The organism is Variovorax sp. dw_308, assembly GCF_019207085.1.
GTDB lineage: Bacteria > Pseudomonadota > Gammaproteobacteria > Burkholderiales > Burkholderiaceae_C > Variovorax.
This window is the reverse complement of sequence record NZ_JAATOM010000003.1, coordinates 34,607-56,636: the sequence shown is the minus strand read 5'-3', so window position 1 is coordinate 56,636 and position 22,030 is coordinate 34,607. Positions and strand designations below refer to the sequence as shown.

Genomic DNA, 22,030 nt, shown 5'->3' with positions numbered 1-22,030 from the left:
GAAGGCTCAAAGGTCCTCGATCACCAGCGTCCGATAGCGCTGGGCCATCGAGTACGGTACCGTCCGCACGATCTCCATCATCCGCTCCGCGGCCTTGGCGTCCGGCGTCTTGACCAGCAGGCCGGTGTGCCCGTCGAGCGCCAGCTTGGTGTAGGCGCGCACCGTGGCGCCGTCCGTGCCGGCGGAGGGAAGGGGGTTGTCGCCGTCGTGCACGGTCGGCGCGATCTGCGAAAGGATCTCCTCCGGAGGCACCAGGTACACGTCGTCGCCGCTCACGTCGTTGTCGATCAGGCGCTTTCCGACCCGCCGGGCGGTCTCCCCATCCGGGAACATGAGCATCGAATACCCGGTGGGATAGAACGCGCCGCCCACGGACGACAGCATGTGCGAGTTGACGACGAGATGTTTCATGGGGCTTCCTTGAGGCGAAGAACGACCACCCCAGCGTAGGCTTTCAGCCACGAAATGGTTGTAGGAAAAGAAACAAAAAGCACTCACTTTTCCCGTGGGTGCGGCCAATCGTGTGTAATAGCGATGCTGATCTACTTACTCTTTGTCACATTTCGAAGTAACCGTGAAATTGTGGTTAGGCGTGTTGCGGCGGTCCTGAATAGGATGGGACCGCGCTCTTAATCCACGGTACTGTCATTTTTCCATCCTCTGATGTCCCAACTCCGAAACATTGCGTTGACTGTGCATGAACTAGAAGAAGGCGAGTTCTATTGGGTGTTGATGGAAGGCGCCGACAGCGGGGAAAACGCTGCAGCGGACTCGCTGTCCTATTTGCCGCTGGAGGCGTCCGCCGATCCGCATGCAAGCTATTCCAACGCATTGGTGGCTGGCGTCGCGGCGATCCGCCGCATGTTTGGCAGCGATGGTCCGAGGGGATGAGCCCATCCCCGAATGGTGAGATGACTTCGCCGCAAGGTCCGGAGGTTTAGCAATGCAAAGAATCTGGTTGCCGGTGGCGATTGCGTTCAGTCTTCTGGGGGTGGCCTGGGTGTTCCGGCCCAACTCGGCGAGCGAATGGGCCGCCTGGGTGCAGGCCTTCGGTGTGCTGCTGGCCGTGGGCTGGAGCGTGCGGCTGCAAGGGCTGGCCGCGAGCCAGGGCGAACGGCAGGCGGCGCAGGTCGCGGCCGCCTTCGCGTCGAACATGCACTGGGCATTCCGCGAGCTCAGCGACGCCTGCGCCAAGCGCAGTTGGGCCGACTACAAGGTGCATCGACGCATCCTCGAGGAGATCCTGGCGCAGGGCCGTGAAGTGACCTTGCAACTGCTGGACGGCCGCTCGCTGGCGATGGTGACGAGCCTGCGCTCGATCGGCGTGGAGGCGCTCGAAGTCACCGAATCGCACGATGCAGATGGCCATTGGCCGCCGCTGCAGAGCTACTTCGAAAAACGTGTGCCGGGCATCGCGGCATGGCTTTCGGCGACGGGCAATCCGTCGGAAAGCAATGGGCCGACCGACTACGCGGGCTTGCGTACGTCGCTCGGAAACCTCTAGCGGAAACCGTTGGGTATCCGCGCCAGACGGCGTGGGCCGGGACGTGGCGCAGGGCCCGGCCTGGATGAGGTCAGGCGGCTGCCGTTTCCCTATGACTTTCGGTTTGTCAGACAGGCCCCCGAGGAGAGTCGAAATCCCGCGCCGCCGACGGGCAGTTTGGTTGCAATTGATTCACCTGCATGGCCAAATGTGATCTATTGTTTCCATTGAACCGGACATGCTGATATCCATCCTCGTCCCCACTTTTCGGCGACCGCATCACCTTGCCGAGGCATTGGAAAGCCTGGCGCAGCAGGACCGGTCGCTGATTGGCGAGATCATCGTGGGCGACGACAGTCCGGTGGAATTCCGCGCCGGGAACCGCGCCACGATTGCCGCGAGCGGGCTCGAACCGCTGGTGCGCCATGTCATCAACGACCCGCCGCTGGGCAACTATCCGAACCAGTGCGCGCTCGGGAGCGCGGCGCGCTTCGACCACATCCTCATCCTGCATGACGACGACCACCTCTGCCCTGGTGCGCTGGCCACGCTGGCCCAGGCCTGCGCGAAAGAGACGGACGAGCGCGTGAAGATCTGGTTCGGCCGCAACGAAATCATGGACGAGAAGGGTCGGGTCGATCCGGTGCGAACCGCAACCAACCACAGGGACTACGGCAAGGAGGGGCCGGGCGCGGTGAAAACCGTGCGCGAATGGAGCCTCCAGCACGCGATCCCGCCGAACAGTTTCCTGATGCCCCGGACCACCTATCTCGCGCACATGTTCGGCGCCCGTGACGGCAACATCGGCGACTGGGGCCTGTCCATCAGGCTCGCGAATTCCGGCGCCTACGGGCGTTTCATTGCCCAGGACCTGGCGCGCTACCGTGTCCATGCCGAGTCGCTGACCAACTCGGGGCGGGGCGTGGATGCGCATCTCATGTACGAACTCGCGCAGCAGTTGAAGGTCTCCTCGCCGGAGCAGATCGAGGGCAGGAAGCGGCTGCTGCGCCAGTTCGCGGTCGTGGCGACCACCCGCTACCTCCGCGATGGCGAGCGTGCGGCGGCCTGGAAGTGCTTCCTGTCGCCTGATTGGCAATGGAAGCGGCGCCTTTCACCGCGTGGCGTCGTGACGCTCGGCATGTTGATGACGCCAGCCTTCGCCTGGCAATGGGCGATGGGCTATCGCGGTCCAGGCATTGCGCAGGTTCCGGTGGGGCCGGGTCGTCCTGCGATGGCGGTGGCGCAACCTTCATTCGGAGTCGCTGGTTTCGCCGGTCATGACGAGGTCGACGATCGGTCACCCAGGACCTGATACGACTTCGCAAGCAAAGGCAGTGCGCTGTGCCGGGCTGCCTGGAATCGACTACGCGCCCCTTCGATGCAGGGGCCAGATGGCCTTGAGTGCCTCGCCATCGCTGCGATAGGCCTGGCAGGTGTCGGCGAGGCCGGGCTTGGGCAGCGGACCGGCCCCGGCGTGCAGCCTGCGCAGGTTGCCCCGCTCGCGGCCGAGCGCAAAGTAGCTCTGGATGGCCGTCGTCGCGGCGGGGCCGATCAGTTCGGTGAGATGGGTGCAGCCCCGATGGGCGCCGACCAGGCTGCGCACCCGCTTCGTGAAGCCGGGACCGATCTTCAGGCCGACGAGCACGTCGTAGATCGCGTTGCCTTCGGCGCAGTAAGGCGTGGGCGCGGCCTGTGTCTGCACTTGCAGGGTGCGGATCACCATGTCGCTGTCGACCGTCATGATGATGCGCATGCGATGCAGGTCTTCGCCCGGGCCAAGGGGCTTGAAGAAGAGATCCGAGCCATTGGGTGAGATGTCGCGCATCGTGCTCTCCACGTCGACCAGGCCGTCGTCGCGAAGGTAGGCGTTGCAGACGATCTCGCGCGTGTGGAGCAGGCGGCGGGCGGGCCCGGAAGGGGAATGGGGTTGCATGCTTCGTGTTCCTTGGGTTGCCTGTCGATGGTCGACGCGGCGGGTGGCATGGGCACTACCCCGGGCGGGTGGTCTGCGGCGGGTCCGGCGTCACGGTGCCACCCGATCGGGGTGGCTGGAGCCAAGGGGTGCGCTGGTTTACTGGGCCGATTCCAGAGACAAAGCGGACGGCACCCATGCAAGAACCCAGCACCACCACGAGATCGTTTCATCCTTGCCCGACGCCCGCCGACGTGGTCGAGCGACCCACCGGCGCGCTGGCCATCGATGCGGAACGGGCCCGCCAGGGGCTGCCGTGCGAAGCCCACATTCCAGAGACCAGCCTGTTCCGCAACCTGGAGGTCTCGGCGCAGCGCTATCCAGACAAGACGGCCATCCATTTCCAGGGCAGCGCCGTCAGCTACGGTCAACTGCTGGGCGAGGTCGAGGCGATGGCGGGCTATCTGCAGAACGCCTGCGGCGTGGCGCCCGGCGAGCGCGTGATCGTCTTCAGCCAGAACTGCCCGCAGTTCATCGCGGCGTACTTCGCGGTCCTGCGTGCCGATGCGGTCTTCGTGCCGGTCAATGCGATGCTGCTGCGCGACGAGCTCGAACACATCGTTCGCGACAGCGGCGCGGTGGCGGCTTTCGTGGCCAGCGAGTTGCTCGAGCGCATCGAGCCCCTGCTTGGCAGCACCTCGCTGCGAAAGCTCATCGTGCATGCCTACGGCGATGCGCTGGGCGAGGAGGATGCCAGCCTGCCGACGCCGCAATGGCTGCGCACGCGCATGGCAGATGTCCGCCTGCCGCAGGACGCCGTTGCCTGGAACGCCGCGCTGGCGCAGGCCTGCATGCCGGCGCCGCACGGCGCGGGGCCTGACGACCTCTGCATGCTGCCCTACACCTCGGGCACCACGGGCAAGCCGAAGGCCTGCGTGCACACGCATCGCACGGTGATGACATCGTGCGTCGGCTCCTCGCTCTGGCGCGGCACGAATCCATCGTCGGTCTACCTTGCGGTGGCGCCGCTGTTCCATCTGCTGGGGCTCCAGAACAACGTCAATTCGGCGATCTTCTGGGGCGGCACCATCGTGCTGATGCCGCGCTGGGACCGCGAGGCCGCGGCGGTGCTGATCGAGCGCCATCGGGTGACCTTCTGGGCGGCGCTGCCGGCGATGCTGGTCGACTTCTTCGCACAGCCCGGCATCGAGCAGCGCAACCTCTGCAGCCTGTCGGTGGTCACCGGCGGCGGCGCGGCAACGCCGCAGCATGTCAACGACACGCTGAAGCAGCGCTACGGGCTCGACTACATCGAGGGCTACGGCCTCACCGAAAGCGCCAACTTCCTGTGCGCGAATCCGCTCTACCAGCCGAAGAAGGGATGCCTCGGCATCGCGACCTTCGGGGTGGACCTGCGCATCGTCGACCCGGAGACGCTGGAGCCCGTGCCGCAGGGCGAGGCCGGCGAGATCGTCGTGCATGCCGCGCAGATCATGCTCGGCTACTGGAACCATGCGGAGGCCAACGCGCAGGGCTTTGTCGTGATCGATGGCAAGCGCTACTTCCGCACCGGCGACCTGGCCAGCATGGACGCCGAGGGCTACGTCTTCATGCGCGATCGGCTCAAGCGGATGATCAACGCGTCGGGCTTCAAGGTCTGGCCAGCGGAGGTGGAGGCGGCGCTGCATGCGCACCCGGCCGTGCTGGAGGCCTGCGTGATCGCCTCGCCCGATCCGAAGCGCGGCGAGACGGTCAAGGCCGTGGTGACGCTGCGTGCCGGCAGCACCGAGGACAGCGCGAGCCTGCTGGCCTGGTGCCGGGAACACATGGCGGCCTACAAGGCGCCGCGCATCGTGCAAGTGGTCGATGCGCTGCCGAAGAATGCCACCGGAAAGATCGCCTGGCGCGAACTGCAGGAGCAGGAGGCGCGCGCCGTCTCCGCCCTGCGTGACGAAACCGTGCCCGCCCTCTGAAGGATCGACCATGACCATGTCCATGACGCTCGCGCTGCAGCGCTCGATGCAGGCCACGCCCGACCGCATCGCCACCGTGTTCCACGGCCGGCGCCAGACTTTCAGCGAATACGGTGAACGGGTGGCGCGCCTGGCCGGCGCCCTTCAATCCATCGGCATGAAGGGTGGCGACCGTGTCGGCATGCTGGGCGTCAACTCCGACCGCTGGCTCGAATGCCTGATGGGCGTGTGGTGGGGCGGCGGCGTGCTCAACCCAATCAACACGCGCTGGAGCGTGCCGGAGATCGTCTATTCGCTCGACGACAGCGACACGACGATCCTGATCGTCGACGATCACTTCCTGAACCGCGTCGAGGGCATACGCGCGACGGCCAAACGCGTGCCCATCTTCATCTATGCCGGCGACTGGCCGACGCCCGAAGGCATGCTCTCTTTCGAAGCCCTGATAGCCGACGCCAGGCCTGTAGCAGATGCGAACCGCGCCGGTGCCGACCTGGCCTGCATCCTCTACACCGGCGGCACCACGGGCTTCCCCAAGGGCGTGATGCACAGCCACTGGACGCTGTGGTCCATCGGCATACAGCGCCTGGCGCAGACGCCGATGCCGGGCGAAAGCGTTGCGTTGCACGTGGCGCCCTTGTTCCACATGGGCGGCATCGGCCGCGCGCTGGTGCAGTTCATCGCGGGTGAGACGCATGTGCTGGCCCCGGCCTTCGACGCGCGCGAGGTCATGGCGACCATCGAGCGCGAACGCGTGACCGACCTGTTGCTGGTGCCGACGATGCTGCAGGCGCTCATCACGCACCCGGAGTTCGACTGCTTCGACCTGAGCAGCCTGAAGCGCATGGTCTATGGCGCATCGCCCATTGCCGAATCGGTGCTGGAGCGCGCGCTGGCCTTGCTGCCGGGCGTGGAGTTCACGCATTCGTACGGCATGACCGAATGCGGCGGCGTGACCTCCAACCCGCCGGAGAACCACGGGCCGGAAGGCCGCGCCTCGGGCCTCTCGCGTTCGGCCGGACGCGCCGGCTACGGCATTGCGGTGAAGCTGGTCGATGACCGCGGCAACGAAGTGCCGCGCGGCGAGGTCGGTGAACTCATCATGCGCGGGCCCAACGTGATGCTCGGCTACTGGAACAAGCCGGAGGAGACGGCTCGCGCGCTGCGCGATGGCTGGCTCTACACCGGCGACGGCGCACGCATGGACGAGGGCGGCCATGTGTTCATCGTGGACCGCTTGAAGGACATGATCGTGAGCGGTGGCGAGAACGTGTACTCGGCGGAAGTCGAGAACGTGATCGCGCGGCATCCTTCGGTGCAGGCCTGCGCCGTGATCGCGGTGCCGCATGCGCAGTGGGGCGAGGCGGTGCATGCGGTGGTGGTGCGCAAGCCGGGCATGGAACTCGACGACACCGACCTCCACGTGCATTGCAAGTCCTTCATCGCGGGCTACAAGTGCCCCAAGAGCATCGAGTTCCGCGAGGCGCTGCCCTTGTCCGCGGCGGGAAAGGTGCTCAAGCGCGAACTGCGCGAGTCGCACTGGGCGGGGCGGGCGCGGCAGGTGAGCTGATGGCGGCGCTGTAGCCGTGCCTTGAGTCTTTACATTGCTGCACGCGCGCCGCACCCGCGCGACACATGGGGGCCCGACACTGAACTCGTCATCCCAACAAGGAGTTCAGAATGACCATCCGTTCCAAGACCATCGCCGTGATCGCCGCCACCCTGGCATTTTCGAGCGTCGGCAGCGCATTTGCGCAAGACCGCAACCACGGCCCGGACCGCGATGGACGCGACGGCCGGTACGAGCAACGCGACCCGCGCCAAGACGGCCGCCATGACAACAACGGCCAGTGGAGCAACGACCGCAACGATTACCGCGATGGCCGTCACGCCGACCGCCGCGCTTATCCGCAGCCGCATGCCGAATGGAAGCGCGGCGGCCGCGTGCCGAACGAATACCGCGGCGGCAACTACGTCGTGAATGACTACCGTGCCTACCACCTGAACTCGCCGCCGCGCGGCTACCAGTGGGTCGGTGTCGGCGGGGACTACGTGCTGGCTGCGATCGCCACCGGACTCATCGCGCAGATCATCGTCGGACAGTGACGTCAGGGCGGCTGGCATCGCCAGCCTCTAGAAGGCAGAACGCCGGCGGATGCCGGCGTTTTTATTGATGGGTGCGCAGTGGGCGCTCAGCCCTTGAATTCCGGCTTGCGCTTCTCGATGAAGGCCGAGACGGCTTCGTGATGATCGGCCGTCTGGTGCGACATCACCTGGAACGCCGCGGACATTTCCAGCAGCGTGTCGAGCCGGCTGTGCAATGCCTCGCGCAGCAGGCGCTTGGCCAGGCGCACGGCGTGCGGCGGGTTGGCAGCGATCTGCTCGGCCAGCGCGCGCGCCGTCGGCATCAACTGATCGCGAGACACCACGCGTGAGACCAGGTTCCATTCGGCGGCCTGCTTCGCATCGATCATCTGCCCGGTCAGCGTGAGCTCGGTCGCGCGCGAGAGGCCGATGATGCGCGGCAGCAGCCATGCACCGCCGTCGCCGGGGATGATGCCGAGCTTGACGAAGCTCTCTGCGAACTTGGCTTCTTCCGCAGCGACACGGATGTCGCACATGCAGGCGAGGTCGAGGCCGGCGCCGATCGCGTGGCCGTTGACGGCGGCGATCACCGGCACTTCGAGGTTGAAGAGGGCCAGCGGCAGCTTCTGGATGCCGAGGCGGTATTCGCGGCGCAGCTCCATCGGCGCCATCTCGCTGTAGCGGCCCATGTCCTTGACGTTGCCGCCGGACGAGAAGGCCGTGTCGGCGCCCGTCAGGATCACGGCGCGCACGGAATGGTCGGCGTGGATGCGGTCGATGGCCGCGAGGAACTCGGGCACGGCGCTGTTGCCGGTGAGGGCGTTGCGGGCCTCGGGGTCGTTCATCGTCAGGGTGACGATGTGGCCCTCTTGTTCGTAGTTCAGGAATTTCTTGTCGCTCATTTAAAGGATCTCCTCCATTGCGAATTGCAGTACCGACGAGGCAGTGTGCCCCAGCAGCGCCTCGCCGACGATGCGGTTCCAGTAGACCTCGCTGCCATCGGCCATGCGCCATTCGTGCAGGCGGCGGCTGTAGAGCTGGAGGTCGTATTCCTCGGTGACGCCGATGGCGCCGTGCAGGGCATGGGCCGTCGATGCGACCAAAGGCACCGATGTGCTGGTGCGTGACTTGGCGGTGGCTGTTGCGAGCAGGGCGGGGATGGTCGAGCCGGCCTTGAAGGCCAGTTCTGCCGCGACGCCGGCGCAGGCCACGTGTTCGGCCATCACGCTGAGCTGATGCTGGATCGCCTGGAACTTGCCGATGGCCTTGCCGAACTGAACGCGGTCGTTGCAGTAGCCGAGCGTCATCGAGAACATGCGCTCCATCGCGCCCGCCATGGCGGCGGCGTGCAGGGCGGCGCTGAACACCGCGACCTCGTTGCCGTTGCCGACGATGGGTGTGCCTGCCGCCTCTTGGGTCCAGCGAAGCGACGCGACAAGGCTTCCGCGCACGCCGGTCGCAATGCGCTCGGCCTTCCTGCAGTCGAGCAGCACGAGTTGCCCGTCGATGTTGGCGAGCGCGAAGTCCGCGATGCTGCCGAACGCGACGTTGGCCGCGCTGATCGATCCGTCCGCCTTGCGGATTGCATGGCCCACGAGCGTGACCATGCCTTCGGGCGCTGCCACGTCACGCAGCAACGCACGCGCTGCGATGCTCTGCGCCGCAGGGACGGGCGCGGCGTGCCGGCCGAAGGCCACGAAGATCGGGAAGATCGCTTCGAGGTCGAGCCCTGCGCCGCCGGCGTCTTCGCTGGCCATGAGTTCGAGGAACCCGTTCTCGGCCAGCGACTTCCACAGCTCTGCCGGCGAGCCGCCGCTCTCGATCGCACGGATCGCAGCGGGCGTGCACTGGTCCGCGAGGATGGCCTCGATGGCTTCTGTAAACATGTTCTTGTCTCCTTTCAGCGCAATCCGAGGCCGCGCGCGATCATGCCGCGCAGGATCTCGCGCGTGCCGCCACGCAGCGAGAAGGTCGGCGAGATCTGGCTCAGGTAGGTGAGGGTGCGGTACAGGTCGGCGTCGACTTCGCGCGTCGGGTCGGCGGCGACGGCGGCCTCGATGGCGGCTGGAATCGTCTGCTCGAACTCGGTGCCGATGTCTTTCACCAGCGCCGCTTCGACCACGGGGCTTTCTCCGCGCGCCAGCTTGGTGGTCACGGCGACAGACAGGCTGCGCAACGTCGCGAGCTGTGTCGTGAAGCCGCCGATCAAGGCCGCGTCGGATGGCGAGAAGCCTGTCTTGCGCAGTGAAGCCAGCCACGTGTCGAGCAGCACGATGCTGGAATACAAGCGCTCCGGCCCGCTGCGCTCGAAAGCCAGCTCGGCGTTCACCTGCATCCAGCCGCTGCCTTCGTCGCCGATGAGCGCGTCGTCCTTGAGGAACACGTCGTCGAAGGTCACTTCCGAGAAGTGCGCATCGCCCGTCAGGTCGACGATCGGGCGGATGTCGATGCCCGGCAGCGAGAGGTCGACGATGAGTTGCGACAAGCCGCCTTGCCGATCCTCCGGCGCACCCGAGGTGCGAACCAGCGCGATCATGTAGTGCGAGCGGTGCGCATTGGTCGTCCAGATCTTTCGGCCGGTCAGGCGCCAGCCGCCTTCGACCTTGGTCGCGCGCGTGCGCACGCTGGCGAGGTCGGAGCCCGAGTTGGGCTCGCTCATGCCGATGCAGAAGAAGGCCTCGCCGCGGCAGATGCGCGGCAGGTAGAAGTCCTTCTGCGCCTCGGTGCCGAACTTGTTGATCAGCGGACCGCTCTGGCGGTCAGCAATCCAATGGGCGGCGACCGGCGCGCCGGCTGCGAGCATCTCCTCGACGAGCACGAAGCGGCGAAAGGCATCGAGCCCCGCGCCACCGTATTGGGCGGGCAGCGTGATGCCGACCCAGCCGCGCTCGGCCAGTCGCCGGCTGAACGCCGCGTCGAAGCCCATCCACGTGCGTGCCCGCACTTCAGGTGCGGCGGGGTCCATCTGTTTTGCGAGGAACTCGCGCACTTCCGCGCGAAAAGCCTGCGCCTCCTTGGGCAACTGCGCAAGGCGAAATGCTTCGAGCAACTGGGTCGTCATTCCAAAATCTCCGTGCAATGCGGGGTGTGCTTGAAGCAGTCTCGCATGGCGATGGCGCTCACGCCGTCACTCCATCGACCTGTGGAATCTCGCCCGTCGTCAACGCGTTCGGCGCAGCCTTGTTGACCAGGTCCGGGATCAGGTCACCCAGCTCTTCTACCGTCCAGCGTCCGGTCTTCTCGATGCGCGGACCGGCATGCCAGCCCTCGGCCACCGTGATGCGCCCACCACGCGCGCCAAACACGCGGCCGGTGATGCCGCTCGATGCCTCGCTGCCCAGCCACGCCACCAGCGGCGCGACGTTCGACGGGTCGAGCGGGTCGAAGCCGGGCGCTTCATTGCGGATCGCCTGCCACTTGGGGCTGGCAAAAATGTCTTCGGTCAGGCGGCTCATCGCAGTCGGGTAGATGGCATTCACCGTGACGCCGTAGCGGTCCAGTTCGCGCGATGCGATCACCGACAGCGCGGCGATGCCGGCCTTGGCTGCGCCGTAGTTCGATTGACCTGCGTTGCAATACAGGCCCGACGAGGAACTCGTGTTGATGATGCGCGTGACGCGCTGGCGTCCGGCCTTCGACTCTTCGCGCCAGTACGCAGCGGCGTGGCGCGAGGGCGCGAAGGTGCCGCGCATGTGCACGCGGATCACGGCGTCCCAGTCTTCCTCTTCCATGTTGACCAGCGTGCGGTCGCGCAGGATGCCGGCGTTGTTCACCAGCACGTCGAGGCCGCCGAAGGCTTCGATGGCGCAGTCGATCATGCGCTTGGCACCTTTCCAGTCGGCCACGTCGTCGGCGTTGGCGATGGCCTGTCCGCCCATGGCCTCGATCTCGGCCACGACTTCCAGTGCCGGGCCGGTGGCCGAGCCGGGGCCGCCGTCACCGCGGCCGCCCAGATCGTTCACGACCACCTTGGCGCCCTGGCGCGCGAATTCGAGTGCGTACTCGCGGCCGATGCCGCGGCCAGCGCCGGTGATGACGACCACGCGGTCCTTGCAAAGTTGCTTGCTCATGTCTTGCTCCTGAATCATTTCTGCGAGATGTCGACCTGCTTCGACAGGGCGCGGTAGCGCGCGGTTTCGGAGGCGATCAACTCTTCCATTTCCTTGCTGCCGACGGTGTAGACCTCGGCGCCTGCCGTCTCGGTGACGTAGGTCTTGAACTCGGGTTGCGCCATGGCCTTGAGCAGCGCGGCCTCTAGCGTCTTCACCACCGGCTCGGGCGTCCTGGCGGCGACGCCAAGGCCGATCCACACGTACAGGTCGTAGTTGGGCTGGCCGCTCTCACGCACCGTCGGCACGTTGGCGAGCTTGGGGTGGCGCTCCTTGCCGGTCACCGCCAACGCGCGCACCTTGCCCGAGGCGATGAGCGGCAGCGCGCCGCCGACGTCCAGCAGCGCGAGGTCCACCTGGCCGCCCATCAGGTCGGACTGGACCTGGCCGGGCGTCTTGTAGGGGATGTAGTTGAACTCCACGCCCGCGCCTTGCTGCAACATCAGCGCGCCGATGCGGTAGTGGTTGCTGTAGCTGGCCATGCTCACGGTCCGGGGCGACTTCTTCGCGGCGGCCATCGCTTCGGCGTAGGTCTTGTAGGGCGACGAGGCGCCGGTCACGAGCACCGCGGCGCTGCGCAGCATGGTCGCGACGGGGCGCAGGTCTTTCTGCGCGTCATAAGGCAGGCTGTCGTTGATGAGCGGGTTGATCACCATCGACGAGGGCGAGAGCATCAGCACGCTGTATCCGTCGGCGGGCGATGCCAGCAGGGCCTGCACGGCGAGCACGGCGTCGGCGCCTGGCTTGTTGTCGATGAAGGTGGACTGGCCCTGGAGTTCCGGCGTCACCAGCTTGGCGACCAGGCGCGTGATGGTGTCCGAACCGCTGCCCGGGCCCAGCGGCACGATGAAGCGCACGGGGTGCGAAGGGAAGGGGTCGGCGGCCTGCGCTTGTTGCAAGGGCAGGGCGAAGGTTGCCAGCGCGGTCAGCGCGGCGCCCAGCAGGTTCAAGGGCTTCAGGTAATTCATGCTTTGTCTCCGTGATTGATGGGTTACATGCGGGCGAGGCGCGCGGCCTGCGCGTCGACGTCGCCGAACAACTGGTCGAGCACGTGGATGCGGCGCAGGCAATGGCCGACCGCGTACTCCTCGGTCATGCCGATGCCGCCGTGCGACTGGATCGCCTGCTGGCACAGGGCGCGGGCGTAGCGGCCGATGGCGAGCTTGGCGCGGGGCAGGTCGGTGGCCGAGTTGCTTGCGTCTGCGTTGTCCACTGCGACGGCAGCGGCGATGGCCATGCTGCGTGCCAGCTCCAGCGCCACAGCCATCTCGGAGATGCGATGGCGCAGGGCCTGGTATTCGCCGATGAGGCGACCGAACTGCTTGCGGGTGTTGACGTAGGCGGTCGTGAGCGAGAACGCGGCTTCCATCGTGCCGACCATGTCGGCGCAGACGGCTGCGGTTCCGGCGGCGAGGGTGGCGCGGATGGCCGAGGCGGCGCTTGCGTGATCTGTTGTGTTGCCGAGCGGCTCCGCTGCGGTGCCGTTCAAAGCAAGTTCGCCTGCCGGCGTGTCATCGATGAGGCGGAAGGTGCGCAGCTTGGCGTTGGGCGCGTCGACGAGGAAGAGGGCGAGGCCGTCTTCGTCGCCGGGCTGGCCGCTCACGCGGGCGCTCACCACGAAGCGGCTGGCCGCACCGGCGTGCAGCACGAGCGACTTGGCGCCGTCGAGGCGCCATTGGTCACCGTCGCGGCGGGCACGCGTTTCAACCCACAGCGATTCATGGCGCCCGGCCGCTTCGTCATGCGCCCATGCCATGCGCAGTTCACCGTGGGCGAGTGCTGGCAGCAGTGCGTGCTTCTGCGCTTCTCTGCCTGCAGACAGCACGGCCGTCGAAGCCAGCACGCTCGACGACAGATAGGGCTCCAGCAAGAGCGCGCGGCCAAAGGCTTGCATGACAGGGAGCCGATCGCTCGCGCCACCGTCGAGGCCGCCGAATGCTTCGGGAATGCCCAGGGCCGTCACGCCGAGTTCGGCGAGCTTGTCCCACGCCGCTTCGCTCCATCCCGTCTGGGATCCGGCAATCACACGGCGCTGCTCGAAGCCGTAGTGGTCTTCCAGCAGGCGCGACAGGCTTTCCGCCAGCGCCTGCTGTTCGTCGTTCAATTCAAATTGCATGGCGCTTCATCCCAGGAGTGTCTTGGCCAGAATGTCCTTCTGCACTTCGCTGGAGCCGCCGTAGATGGTGGCTGCACGGAAGAAGAAGTAGCGGGGTGAGGCGGCAGCGAGCGGGTGCAGGGCATCCGGGCCTTCGCCATCGCGGCGCTCCAGGCCAGCGGGGCCGGCGAGGCGTGCGATCAGCGAGCTCAGCTCCTGCATCGTCTCCGAGCCCTTCACCTTCAGCACCGAGGCGAAGCCCGGGTTCTTGCGGCCGATCTCCGGGTCGAGCAGGAAGCGCCAGTTGGTCAGTTCCAGCGCGCGCACTTCGGCGCCGAGCATGGCCAGTTCGGTGCGCACCTTGGCGTCGTCGATCAAGCGCTTGCCGCCTTGCTGGATGTTCTCTGCCAGTTCATGCGCATAGCCCAGACGCTCCCAGCACAAGCCGATGCTCGCGATGTTGGTGCGCTCGCTGGCCAGCAGGTACTTGGCGCAGTCCCAGCCACGGCCTTCCTCGCCCACGAGGTTCTTCACCGGCACGCGCACCTTGTCGAAGAACACTTCGTTGAGGTGGTGCTGCCCGTCGATGGAAACGATGGGCCGCACGGACACACCCGGCGTCTTCATGTCGATCAGCAGGAACGAGATGCCGTCCTGCTTGCGCGCGCACTGCCCGGTGCGAACAAGCGCGAAGATCCAGTCCGCGTGATGGGCCGAGGTGGTCCAGATCTTCTGGCCGTCGACCACGTATTCGTCGCCATCGCGAACTGCCTTGGTCCGCAGCGAGGCGAGGTCCGAGCCAGAGTCCGGCTCGGAGAAGCCCTGGCAGAACCAGAGGTCGAGGCGCGCCAGCTTTGGCAGGAAGAACTTCTTCTGCTCCTCGGTGCCGAAGCGCAGCAACACCGGCCCCAGCATCGCGACGTTGAAGGGCAGCGGTTGCGGCGCGGCGGCGCGTTGCAACTCTTCGACGAGGATCAAGCGCTCGGCCGTACCGAGTCCCGCGCCGCCGTATTCCTGCGGCCAATGCGGCGCAGCCCAACCACGCTCATGCAGGATGCGCTGCCACGCCACGACGTCCTGCTTGCGGGCCGCGTGGCCCTTGCCCAGGCGCTCGCGGATCTCGGCCGGCAGGCGGTCGCGGATGAAGCAGCGCACCTCTTCGCGAAAGGCCGATTCGCTCGGGCTCAGTGTGAGGTCCATGTCGTTGGCCGCGTGCTCAGTTCTTGCCGTACAGCGTGACGACGCAGGCGCCGCCCAGGCCGACGTTGTGCTGCAAGCCGAGGCGCGCGCCTCCGACCTGGCGTTGGTCGGCGCTGCCACGCAGTTGATGCGTGAGTTCATAGCACTGGGCCAGGCCCGTCGCTCCCAGCGGATGGCCCTTCGACAGCAGGCCGCCCGAGGGGTTGATGACGACCTTGCCGCCATAGGTGTTGTCGCCGTCGTTCACGAACTTCTCGGCGCCGCCTTCGGGGCAGAAACCCAGCGTCTCGTAGGTGATGACTTCGTTCTGTGCGAAGCAGTCGTGCAGCTCGCACACGTCGATGTCATCCGGGCCGACGCCGGCCGCTTCATACACGCGCCTGACGGCCTTGCTCGTCATGTGCGTGCCGATCCAGCTCAGCATCGATGGTGGCTCGAAGGACTGCACCGGGTCGGTGACCATCGATTGCGCGAGGATCTGCACGTCGCTGCGCAGGCCGTGCTTCTTCGCGAAGCGTTCCGACACCAACAGCGCCGCTGCGCCGCCGCACGTTGGCGGGCAGGCCATCAGGCGAGTCATCACGCCGGGCAGGATCACTGCGTCGTTCATGACTTCTTCGGTCGTCACGATCTTGCGAAAGAGGGCGAGCGGATTGTTGGCCGCATGGCGGCTGGCCTTGGCGCGCACGGCCGCGAAGGTCTCCATGCTGCAACCGTACTTCTCCATGTATTCGCGGCCCGCGCCGCCGAAGGTGCGGATGGCTTGCGGCATGCCGTCCATGTCGGCCGTGAGGCCGCGCAGCACCGGCAGGAAGCGCTCGCGCGTCGGCGGGCGGTCGTCCCAGTGCGACTTGAGCGCGCCGGCCTGCATCTGCTCGAAGCCCAGTGCCAGCACGCAGTCCGCATCGCCGGAGGCAATCGCCTTGCGGGCGAGGTACAGCGCGGTCGAGCCGGTCGAGCAGTTGTTGTTCACGTTGACGACCGGAATGCCGGTCATGCCCACTTCGTACAGTGCGGTCTGGCCGCAGGTCGAGTCGCCGTACACGTAGCCCACGTAGGCTTCCTGCACTACGTCGTAGCTCACGCCCGCATCGGCGAGCGCGCCGCGGGTGGCCTCGGCGCCCATCTCGGTGTAGCTCAGGCTCTTGCCCGGCTTGGCGAACGGGATCATGCCGACGCCGGCGACGATTACTTTTTCAGTCATGTGATGGTCCTGGGGGATTAGGGGTCAGAGCTTGCGGCTGATGAGGTCGCGCTGGACTTCACTCGTGCCGCCGAACACCCGCGTGATGCGGTAGTCGGTGAAGGCCCGTGCAATCGGGTACTCCAGCATGTAGCCGTAGCCGCCGTGCAACTGCACCATCTCGTCGATGCACTTCCACAGTGTCTCGGTCGCGAAGAGCTTGGCGATCGCGGCTTCCTGCACGCTGATGCGGCGTGTCATGTGCTCACCGATGTAGTAGTCAACGAGCGTGCGCGCGGCGACCGTCTGCGCCTTGATGTCGGCCAGCTTGAACCTGGTGTTCTGGAAGTCCCACACCGTGCCGTCAAAGGCCTTGCGCTCCTTCACGTATTCGAGGGTCTGCTCCAGCAGGCGCTCCAACTTGGCCACGGAGTAGGCGGCGATGATCAGGCGCTCCTGCGCCAGTTCCTGCATCAGGCAGACGAAGCCCTTGTTCTCTTCGCCCAGCAGGTTGTCGACCGGCACGCGCACGTTGTCGAAGAAGAGCTCGGTGGTGTCGGCGGCGGGCTGGCCCACCTTGTCGAGCTTGCGGCCACGGCGGAAGCCGGCGCGGTCGGCCTCGACCATGATCAGGCTCACGCCCTTGGAGCCGGCCTTCGGGTCGGTCTTGCAGGCCACCAGGATCATGTCGGCGTTCAGGCCGTTGCTGATGAAGGTCTTGCTGCCGTTGATGACGTATTCGTCGCCGTCGCGCACGGCGGTGGTGCGGATCGACTTCAGGTCGGACCCGGTGCCGGGCTCGGTCATGGCGATGGCCATGATCGTCTCGCCGCGGCAGATCTTCGGTAGCCAGCGCTGCTTCTGTTCCTCGGTGCCGAAGCGCACGATGTACGGCGCGGTGATGTCCGAGTGCACCGACAGGCTGAAGCCCGAGACGCCCGAGCGATGCAACTCTTCGGCCAGCACGCAGGAGTGGCCGAAGTCGCCGCCACCGCCGCCGTATTCGGTCGGCACGGTCACGCACAACAGGCCTTCGCGGCCGGCCTTGAGCCAGGTCTCGCGGTCGGTGCGGCCGGCCTTGTCCCATTCGGCCTGGCGCGGCAGGCATTCACGCTCGAAGAACCGGCGCGCGGTGTCGCGCAGCATTTCGTGGTCTTCGCGGTAGACGGTACGGTTGATGTTCACAGGGTCTCCTTGTCTTGCAAGGATTCTGTGAGGCGGCACCCGTGGGGCAACTACCCCGATCGGGTGGCGGGGCGGGGTGGCCGTTCAGCCGCGCCGCACCGACGACTGCCGCGCCACCAACTGCGCCATCGGGCCCGACGCCGAGCGGCGCGAGGTGTCGCCGCGCAGGTGGTCGAACAGCAGGTCGATCGCCTGGTGCGCGACTTCGTCGAGGTGCAGGTCCACGGCCGTGAGCGGCGGATCGCAGGTGCGGGCGCGCAGGCCGTCGTAGCGCGTGGCGACCATCACGTCATCCGGAATGTGCCTGCCTGCGGCGCGGATGGCGCGGACCGCGCCCACCGCAAAGGCGTCGACCGGCACGCAGAAGGCGTCGATGTCAGGGTGCGTCGCCAGGAACGCCGCGGCAGCCTCTTCGCCGCCGCCTTCACCCTGGGCTTCGTCGGCGGTGGCGAGCAGAACCTGCTGCCCATGCTCGCCCGCGAACTCTTCATACGCCGCCCGTGCCTGCACATAGGAATTGCGCTGCGCCGAGCCCAGGATCATCGCGACCTTGCGCGCGCCCTGCGCGTGGAAGTGGTCGAGCAGGAGCCGTGTGGTCTCGCGCGAATGGATGTCCACGTGCGGCACGGCCTCGCGGGCGCCGTAGGGCTTGCCGATGGCGACCACCGGCAGGCCGCGGCGCTTCAGGTACTCCAGATTGGCGTCGCCCGCCGAGGGCTCGATGACCAGCGCGCCGTCCACCTCCAGCAATTCGAGCGGCACCTTGCCGTTTTCCATCGGCGGGGCGAGCACGAGGGCGAGGCTGCGGTCCAGCGCCGCAGCGGCCGCGACCGCGGCAATCTCCATCATGAAACCCAGCCGCGACGGCCCGCCCGCTACCGCGAACGGCATCGAGGACAGCAGCACGATCATGTGCGCCTCGCCGGTGCGCAGGCGCTGCGCATGCCGGTTGGGCCGGTAGCCGAGTTTCAGCGCGGCCTTCTCGACCCGCGCCCGCGTCTGGGCGTCGACCTGCCCGCGCGCGTTGAGCGCATGCGACACGGTGGTGGGGGACACGCCAGCCTCCCGGGCCACGTCCTTGATGTTGACCCGCCGGGCCCCGCCTGAAAGCATTCTTGTTGACCTTTTTCTGAAACGGTGATTCAATCCCCAAATCGTTTTGGGCCGCGCCCTGAAATGTACCCCACCCCGCCACTGGCGGATTTTTTTGAACCGGTACCCAAATCGATTTGGGCGCCGGTCCGGTCAGAAGGAAATCGATCATGTCCCGTGCTTCCGATACGCCTCCCGTGGATGCCGTCCTGCCCTGGTCGCAGATGCTGCTGTTCGGCTTGCAGCACGTGCTGGTGATGGCGGCCGTACCGATCACCTCGGTCTTCCTGGTGGCCAAGGCACTGGCGTTGTCGCCCGCGCTGACCGTGAACCTCATCAGCGCCACCTTCCTGCTGTGCGGCATCGGCACGCTGCTCCAGTCCTTCGGGCCGGGCAAGTTCGGCGCCAAGCTGCCCTTCGTCATGGTGCCCGGCGGCGCGCCGATCGTGATGTTCCTGACCATCGCGCAGCAACGCGATCTGCAGACCGCATCGGGCGCGGTCATCCTCACGGCGCTGTTCTACTTCCTCGTGCTGCCGGTGTTCTCGCGTTGCATCCGCTTCTTTCCGAAGATCGTCATCGGCACGCTGCTGATGCTGGTGGCGATCAACCTGGTCAAGGTATACGGCGGCATCATCGCGGGCAAGGCCGGGACGCCCGGCTTTGCGGACCCGGCCCACATCGGACTGGCGCTGGCAACCATTGCCTTCACGCTGCTGTTTGCGCGGATCTTCAAGGGCATGCTCGGTCAACTCGCGGTGTTGCTGGGCTTGGTGGCGGGCACGGTCCTCGCGGCGGTGTGCGGCATGATGGATTTCAGCGGCGTCGCAGCCGGGCCGGTGTGGAGCGCGCCGAGCCTGCTGCCTTTCGGCATGCCGCACTTCGACGTGGTGGCGGCCTTGCCGCTGCTGATCTTCAGCGTGATCTCGATGGTCGAAGCCACCGGCCAGACCATCGCCGTCGCGGAAGTCGTCGGCAAGAAGATCGAACCGCGCGACGTGGTGCCGCGCACCATCCGTGGCGATGCGCTGATGTCGCTGGTGGGCGGGTTCTTCGGCACCTCGATGATCATCACCAGCGGCGAGAACATCGGCATCGTGCGCGCGACCAACGTGCGTTCGCGCTACGTGACGGCCACCGCGGGCGCCATCCTCGTGTTCATCTCGCTGACGGCGCCGCTGGGCCGGCTGGCCAGTGCCATTCCGGAGGCGGTGGTCGGCGGCACGGCCATGGTGGTGTTCGCGATCATCGGCACCATCGGCATCGACATCCTGCGCAGGGTCGACCTGCATGAGCGCAGCAACATGTTCGTGCTGGCCGGCGCGCTGACGATGGGCTTGCTGCCGATCCTCGTGCCAGGCCTCTACAGCAAGTTCCCGGCGACCCTGCAACTGGTGCTGGGCAACGGCCTGGCCATGGGCGCGATCACCGCGATCGTGCTCAACATCGTATTCAATCACCTCGCCGTGGCGCGCCGCGACGACAACCCCAACAACGATACGGCGGCGCCCGAGCAGGTGCCGGCAGCCCAATGACCACTTTCCCTCAACATGACGCGCTGTGCCACGGCGCATTCGCGGCCGATACCTTGCTGCTTGCCCCCGATCACCTGATGCTGCGCGAAGGACTCGTGCGCGACCATGCGGTCCTGGTGCAGGACGGCCAGTTCCGCGACATCGGCCCGGAGGCGGAGATCGCCGCGCGCCATCCGCAACTCACACCCATCCACTTGCCGGGCAAGGTGCTGATGCCCGGCATGATCGACGCGCACCATCACCTGACGCAGTCCTTCGGCAAGTCGCTGGCCTACGGCGAGCCATCCGAAATCTTTCGCCGCGTGTGGGTGCCACTGGAAGCGAGCCTGGACGATGAGTTCGTCCACGGCGTGTCCAAGCTGGCCGCGCTCGAGTCGCTGCGCGGCGGCTTCACGACCGTGTGCGACGCCGGCACGCGCGCCAAAGGCGACATCGCCGCGCTGGCCGCCGCCACGCAGGAGGCGGGGTTGCGCTGCGTGCTGGGCCTGATCTGCAACGACGGCGGCAACGACAGCGCGCCGGAGGTGCGCCGCGCCCTCAAGGCACGCGCAACGCAGTTCATGCAGGAGTGGTCGGGCGCGCGGCTGGTTCATCCTTCGCTGGCGATATCGGTGCCGGAAGCGGCTTCGGACGAGATGCTGGTGGCCGTCTCCGCGCTGTGTGCCGAAGCCGGCGCGATCTTCCAGACGCACGTCAACGAGCACCTGGCCTCGGTCGAACGCTCGGTCGTGCAGCGCGGCATGCGGCCGCTGGAACTGCTGGCGCACCTGGGCGCGCTCGGACCGCAGGTGCTCATCGCGCACGGCACGCTGGTCACGCCGTCGGAGCTCAACCTGCTGCGCCAGACCGACACCGCCGTCAGCTACAACCCGGTTGCCAGCCAGTGGAAGGGTAACGCGGTGGCGCCGGCCAACCTGATGGCCGCGCTGGGCATCCGCTTCGGGCTGGGCACGGACGCGACACGCAGCGACGCGTTTCGCCTCATGGACGCCGCCGAGGCCGCGCAGAAGCTGGCCTTCGGGCTGGCCACCGGCGATGCATCGTGCGGCGGCGGCTGGACCTGGCTCGACCATGCCACGCATGAAGGCGCACGGGCCATCGGCCTGGGGCACCTCATCGGCGAGATCGCGGTTGGCAAGGAGGCAGACTTCCTGCTGGTCGATGTCGATACGCCGGAGCTGTGCACCTCGGTCGACCTGATCTGGGACCTGGTGCGGCTGGGCAATCGGGACCAGATCGACGCGGTCTTCGTCGCGGGCAAGCTGCGCTTGTGGAAGGGCTGGCCGACGGATTGGGACGCGCGCGCGCTGATGCGGCAGGTCTCCCGCATGGCCGGTGACGCGATTGCTCGCGCGCCGATCCAGCGCCTGCATCCGACGGCGCAGAAGCATCGGGAACGGGTGATGGCCGGGGAGGCCGTCCAGTGAGCGTGCAACAGTTGCTCCTCATCTCGATGGTCGTGGTATTTGCGGCATTCGTGCAGGGCGCGACCGGCGTGGGCTTCGCGCTGATCGTCGCGCCGGTGATCGGCATCCTGAAGCCTGAGTTGTTGCCGGTGTGCGTGCTGGTGTTGATGCTGCCGCTGAACCTCTATGTGCTGTGGCGCGAGCGTGGGGCGATCGACCGCATCGGCGCCAGCTGGATCACCGGCGGGCGCATCGTCGGAACGGCCGGCGGGCTGTGGGTGCTGGCGGTGCTGACTGCCAGCCAACTCGCCTTGTTCGTGGGACTGTCGACGGTTGCGGCCGCGGTCGTCACGCTGATGATGCCGGCCTTCTCCCCCAACCGGCCGGCCTTCATCGGGGCAGGGCTGGTCACCGGCATCACGGAGACCGCCACCGGCATCGGCGGGCCGCCGCTGGCCTTGGTCTACCAGCACCATGCGCCGGCGATCATGCGGTCGACGATTGCGCTGTGCTTTCTGGTGGGCGAGCTGGTGTCGCTGGCCACCTTGATGGCGACGGGGCGTATCGAGGCGCCGCAACTCAGCGCGGCGGCGAGCCTGCTGCCGGCACTGCTGATCGGCGCGGGGCTCAGCCGGGTGGTGCATCACCGGGTCAACGGGCGGTTCCTGCGGGCCTTTGTGCAGGTGTTCGCGATCGTGTCGGGGGTGGTGTTGTTGGTGCGGGCGGCGTGAGGGCGGTCGGCTGAATCCATGTCGCGCCAGCAGTGCTCAGG

21 protein-coding genes are annotated in these 22,030 nt (G+C 66.9%); 9 read left to right on the top strand and 12 right to left on the bottom strand.

Annotation, left to right across the window (positions count from 1 at the left end; translation table 11 throughout):
* Positions 1 to 6 precede the first annotated feature (6 nt).
* Positions 7 to 411 (bottom strand): hypothetical protein, encoded by a 405-nt coding sequence (locus tag HCU76_RS06640; protein ID WP_213957744.1) that lies wholly within the window; start codon positions 409 to 411, stop codon positions 7 to 9.
* Positions 412 to 663: 252 nt separating this feature from the next.
* On the opposite strand from HCU76_RS06640, the gene HCU76_RS06635 reads away from it, so the two are divergent.
* The 3 genes from HCU76_RS06635 (at position 664) to HCU76_RS06625 (ending at position 2,795) form a co-directional block, all read left to right on the top strand.
* The gene (locus tag HCU76_RS06635; protein ID WP_213957745.1) at positions 664 to 891 is read left to right on the top strand and encodes a hypothetical protein; all 228 of its coding nucleotides are present in this window, start codon (positions 664 to 666) and stop codon (positions 889 to 891) included.
* A gap of 52 nt (positions 892 to 943) precedes the next feature.
* The gene (locus tag HCU76_RS06630; protein WP_218508831.1) at positions 944 to 1,504 is read left to right on the top strand and encodes a hypothetical protein; all 561 of its coding nucleotides are present in this window, start codon (positions 944 to 946) and stop codon (positions 1,502 to 1,504) included.
* Between the two features lie 217 nt (positions 1,505 to 1,721).
* Positions 1,722 to 2,795, top strand: a complete 1,074-nt coding sequence (locus tag HCU76_RS06625; protein ID WP_218508830.1) for a glycosyltransferase family 2 protein — start codon at positions 1,722 to 1,724, stop codon at positions 2,793 to 2,795.
* Positions 2,796 to 2,846: 51 nt separating this feature from the next.
* Here the strand turns inward: HCU76_RS06625 and HCU76_RS06620 are convergent, their stop codons facing one another.
* Positions 2,847 to 3,416 carry a DUF2889 domain-containing protein gene (locus tag HCU76_RS06620; RefSeq protein WP_218508829.1) on the bottom strand — a complete coding sequence of 190 codons (570 nt, stop codon included), beginning with the start codon at positions 3,414 to 3,416 and terminating at the stop codon, positions 2,847 to 2,849.
* 176 nt (positions 3,417 to 3,592) lie between these two features.
* Here HCU76_RS06620 and HCU76_RS06615 point away from each other — a divergent pair, with 176 nt between their 5' ends.
* The 3 genes from HCU76_RS06615 (at position 3,593) to HCU76_RS06605 (ending at position 7,474) form a co-directional block, all read left to right on the top strand.
* On the top strand, positions 3,593 to 5,368 hold the full coding sequence (locus tag HCU76_RS06615; RefSeq protein ID WP_218508828.1) for a long-chain-fatty-acid--CoA ligase: 1,776 nt from the start codon (positions 3,593 to 3,595) through the stop codon (positions 5,366 to 5,368).
* A 16-nt stretch (positions 5,369 to 5,384) separates the two neighbouring features.
* Positions 5,385 to 6,938 carry a long-chain-fatty-acid--CoA ligase gene (locus HCU76_RS06610; protein WP_218509067.1) on the top strand — a complete coding sequence of 518 codons (1,554 nt, stop codon included), beginning with the start codon at positions 5,385 to 5,387 and terminating at the stop codon, positions 6,936 to 6,938.
* A gap of 110 nt (positions 6,939 to 7,048) precedes the next feature.
* Positions 7,049 to 7,474, top strand: coding sequence for an RcnB family protein (locus HCU76_RS06605; protein WP_213957750.1), 426 nt, complete (start codon positions 7,049 to 7,051; stop codon positions 7,472 to 7,474).
* 86 nt (positions 7,475 to 7,560) lie between these two features.
* Here the strand turns inward: HCU76_RS06605 and HCU76_RS06600 are convergent, their stop codons facing one another.
* From HCU76_RS06600 to HCU76_RS06555, 10 genes are all read right to left on the bottom strand, one after another.
* Positions 7,561 to 8,355 carry a crotonase/enoyl-CoA hydratase family protein gene (locus tag HCU76_RS06600; protein WP_218508827.1) on the bottom strand — a complete coding sequence of 265 codons (795 nt, stop codon included), beginning with the start codon at positions 8,353 to 8,355 and terminating at the stop codon, positions 7,561 to 7,563.
* Positions 8,356 to 9,339: an acyl-CoA dehydrogenase gene (locus HCU76_RS06595; RefSeq protein ID WP_218508826.1), complete on the bottom strand. Its 984-nt coding sequence runs from the start codon at positions 9,337 to 9,339 to the stop codon at positions 8,356 to 8,358.
* A 14-nt stretch (positions 9,340 to 9,353) separates the two neighbouring features.
* Positions 9,354 to 10,514: an acyl-CoA dehydrogenase family protein gene (locus HCU76_RS06590; protein ID WP_218508825.1), complete on the bottom strand. Its 1,161-nt coding sequence runs from the start codon at positions 10,512 to 10,514 to the stop codon at positions 9,354 to 9,356.
* Positions 10,515 to 10,572: 58 nt separating this feature from the next.
* Positions 10,573 to 11,523 carry an SDR family oxidoreductase gene (locus HCU76_RS06585; RefSeq protein WP_218508824.1) on the bottom strand — a complete coding sequence of 317 codons (951 nt, stop codon included), beginning with the start codon at positions 11,521 to 11,523 and terminating at the stop codon, positions 10,573 to 10,575.
* 14 nt (positions 11,524 to 11,537) lie between these two features.
* On the bottom strand, positions 11,538 to 12,530 hold the full coding sequence (locus HCU76_RS06580; RefSeq protein ID WP_218508823.1) for a tripartite tricarboxylate transporter substrate binding protein: 993 nt from the start codon (positions 12,528 to 12,530) through the stop codon (positions 11,538 to 11,540).
* Positions 12,531 to 12,553: 23 nt separating this feature from the next.
* Entirely contained in the window at positions 12,554 to 13,678 is a 1,125-nt protein-coding gene (locus HCU76_RS06575) for an acyl-CoA dehydrogenase family protein (protein ID WP_218508822.1), read from the bottom strand.
* A 6-nt stretch (positions 13,679 to 13,684) separates the two neighbouring features.
* The gene (locus HCU76_RS06570) at positions 13,685 to 14,857 is read right to left on the bottom strand and encodes an acyl-CoA dehydrogenase family protein (protein WP_213957757.1); all 1,173 of its coding nucleotides are present in this window, start codon (positions 14,855 to 14,857) and stop codon (positions 13,685 to 13,687) included.
* A 16-nt stretch (positions 14,858 to 14,873) separates the two neighbouring features.
* On the bottom strand, positions 14,874 to 16,061 hold the full coding sequence (locus tag HCU76_RS06565) for a lipid-transfer protein (RefSeq protein ID WP_213957758.1): 1,188 nt from the start codon (positions 16,059 to 16,061) through the stop codon (positions 14,874 to 14,876).
* A gap of 24 nt (positions 16,062 to 16,085) precedes the next feature.
* Positions 16,086 to 17,225 (bottom strand): acyl-CoA dehydrogenase family protein, encoded by a 1,140-nt coding sequence (locus HCU76_RS06560; protein WP_218508821.1) that lies wholly within the window; start codon positions 17,223 to 17,225, stop codon positions 16,086 to 16,088.
* Positions 17,226 to 17,309: 84 nt separating this feature from the next.
* On the bottom strand, positions 17,310 to 18,338 hold the full coding sequence (locus HCU76_RS06555) for a LacI family DNA-binding transcriptional regulator (RefSeq protein WP_218508820.1): 1,029 nt from the start codon (positions 18,336 to 18,338) through the stop codon (positions 17,310 to 17,312).
* Between the two features lie 149 nt (positions 18,339 to 18,487).
* Between HCU76_RS06555 and HCU76_RS06550 the strand changes: the two genes are divergently transcribed.
* From HCU76_RS06550 to HCU76_RS06540, 3 genes are read left to right on the top strand one after another with little or no spacing between them, the layout of a single operon-like run.
* On the top strand, positions 18,488 to 19,852 hold the full coding sequence (locus HCU76_RS06550; protein WP_218508819.1) for a uracil-xanthine permease family protein: 1,365 nt from the start codon (positions 18,488 to 18,490) through the stop codon (positions 19,850 to 19,852).
* Positions 19,849 to 21,279 (top strand): amidohydrolase family protein, encoded by a 1,431-nt coding sequence (locus HCU76_RS06545; RefSeq protein ID WP_213957762.1) that lies wholly within the window; start codon positions 19,849 to 19,851, stop codon positions 21,277 to 21,279. Before HCU76_RS06550 ends, HCU76_RS06545 begins: the two co-directional genes overlap by 4 nt.
* A complete protein-coding gene (locus tag HCU76_RS06540; RefSeq protein WP_371319773.1) occupies positions 21,276 to 21,989 on the top strand; it encodes a TSUP family transporter in 714 nt (237 codons plus the stop codon). Before HCU76_RS06545 ends, HCU76_RS06540 begins: the two co-directional genes overlap by 4 nt.
* Positions 21,990 to 22,030: the final 41 nt, after the last annotated feature.

Bases quoted from the DNA above. Each gene is read 5' to 3' on its own strand.
- HCU76_RS06640 (WP_213957744.1), bottom strand. From the start codon at position 411: ATGAAACATCTCGTCGTCAACTCGCACATGCTGTCGTCCGTGGGCGGC.
- HCU76_RS06635 (WP_213957745.1), top strand. From the start codon at position 664: ATGTCCCAACTCCGAAACATTGCGTTGACTGTGCATGAACTAGAAGAA.
- HCU76_RS06630 (WP_218508831.1), top strand. From the start codon at position 944: ATGCAAAGAATCTGGTTGCCGGTGGCGATTGCGTTCAGTCTTCTGGGG.
- HCU76_RS06625 (WP_218508830.1), top strand. From the start codon at position 1,722: ATGCTGATATCCATCCTCGTCCCCACTTTTCGGCGACCGCATCACCTT.
- HCU76_RS06620 (WP_218508829.1), bottom strand. From the start codon at position 3,416: ATGCAACCCCATTCCCCTTCCGGGCCCGCCCGCCGCCTGCTCCACACG.
- HCU76_RS06615 (WP_218508828.1), top strand. From the start codon at position 3,593: ATGCAAGAACCCAGCACCACCACGAGATCGTTTCATCCTTGCCCGACG.
- HCU76_RS06610 (WP_218509067.1), top strand. From the start codon at position 5,385: ATGTCCATGACGCTCGCGCTGCAGCGCTCGATGCAGGCCACGCCCGAC.
- HCU76_RS06605 (WP_213957750.1), top strand. From the start codon at position 7,049: ATGACCATCCGTTCCAAGACCATCGCCGTGATCGCCGCCACCCTGGCA.
- HCU76_RS06600 (WP_218508827.1), bottom strand. From the start codon at position 8,355: ATGAGCGACAAGAAATTCCTGAACTACGAACAAGAGGGCCACATCGTC.
- HCU76_RS06595 (WP_218508826.1), bottom strand. From the start codon at position 9,339: ATGTTTACAGAAGCCATCGAGGCCATCCTCGCGGACCAGTGCACGCCC.
- HCU76_RS06590 (WP_218508825.1), bottom strand. From the start codon at position 10,514: ATGACGACCCAGTTGCTCGAAGCATTTCGCCTTGCGCAGTTGCCCAAG.
- HCU76_RS06585 (WP_218508824.1), bottom strand. From the start codon at position 11,523: ATGAGCAAGCAACTTTGCAAGGACCGCGTGGTCGTCATCACCGGCGCT.
- HCU76_RS06580 (WP_218508823.1), bottom strand. From the start codon at position 12,530: ATGAATTACCTGAAGCCCTTGAACCTGCTGGGCGCCGCGCTGACCGCG.
- HCU76_RS06575 (WP_218508822.1), bottom strand. From the start codon at position 13,678: ATGCAATTTGAATTGAACGACGAACAGCAGGCGCTGGCGGAAAGCCTG.
- HCU76_RS06570 (WP_213957757.1), bottom strand. From the start codon at position 14,857: ATGGACCTCACACTGAGCCCGAGCGAATCGGCCTTTCGCGAAGAGGTG.
- HCU76_RS06565 (WP_213957758.1), bottom strand. From the start codon at position 16,061: ATGACTGAAAAAGTAATCGTCGCCGGCGTCGGCATGATCCCGTTCGCC.
- HCU76_RS06555 (WP_218508820.1), bottom strand. From the start codon at position 18,338: ATGCTTTCAGGCGGGGCCCGGCGGGTCAACATCAAGGACGTGGCCCGG.
- HCU76_RS06550 (WP_218508819.1), top strand. From the start codon at position 18,488: ATGTCCCGTGCTTCCGATACGCCTCCCGTGGATGCCGTCCTGCCCTGG.
- HCU76_RS06545 (WP_213957762.1), top strand. From the start codon at position 19,849: ATGACCACTTTCCCTCAACATGACGCGCTGTGCCACGGCGCATTCGCG.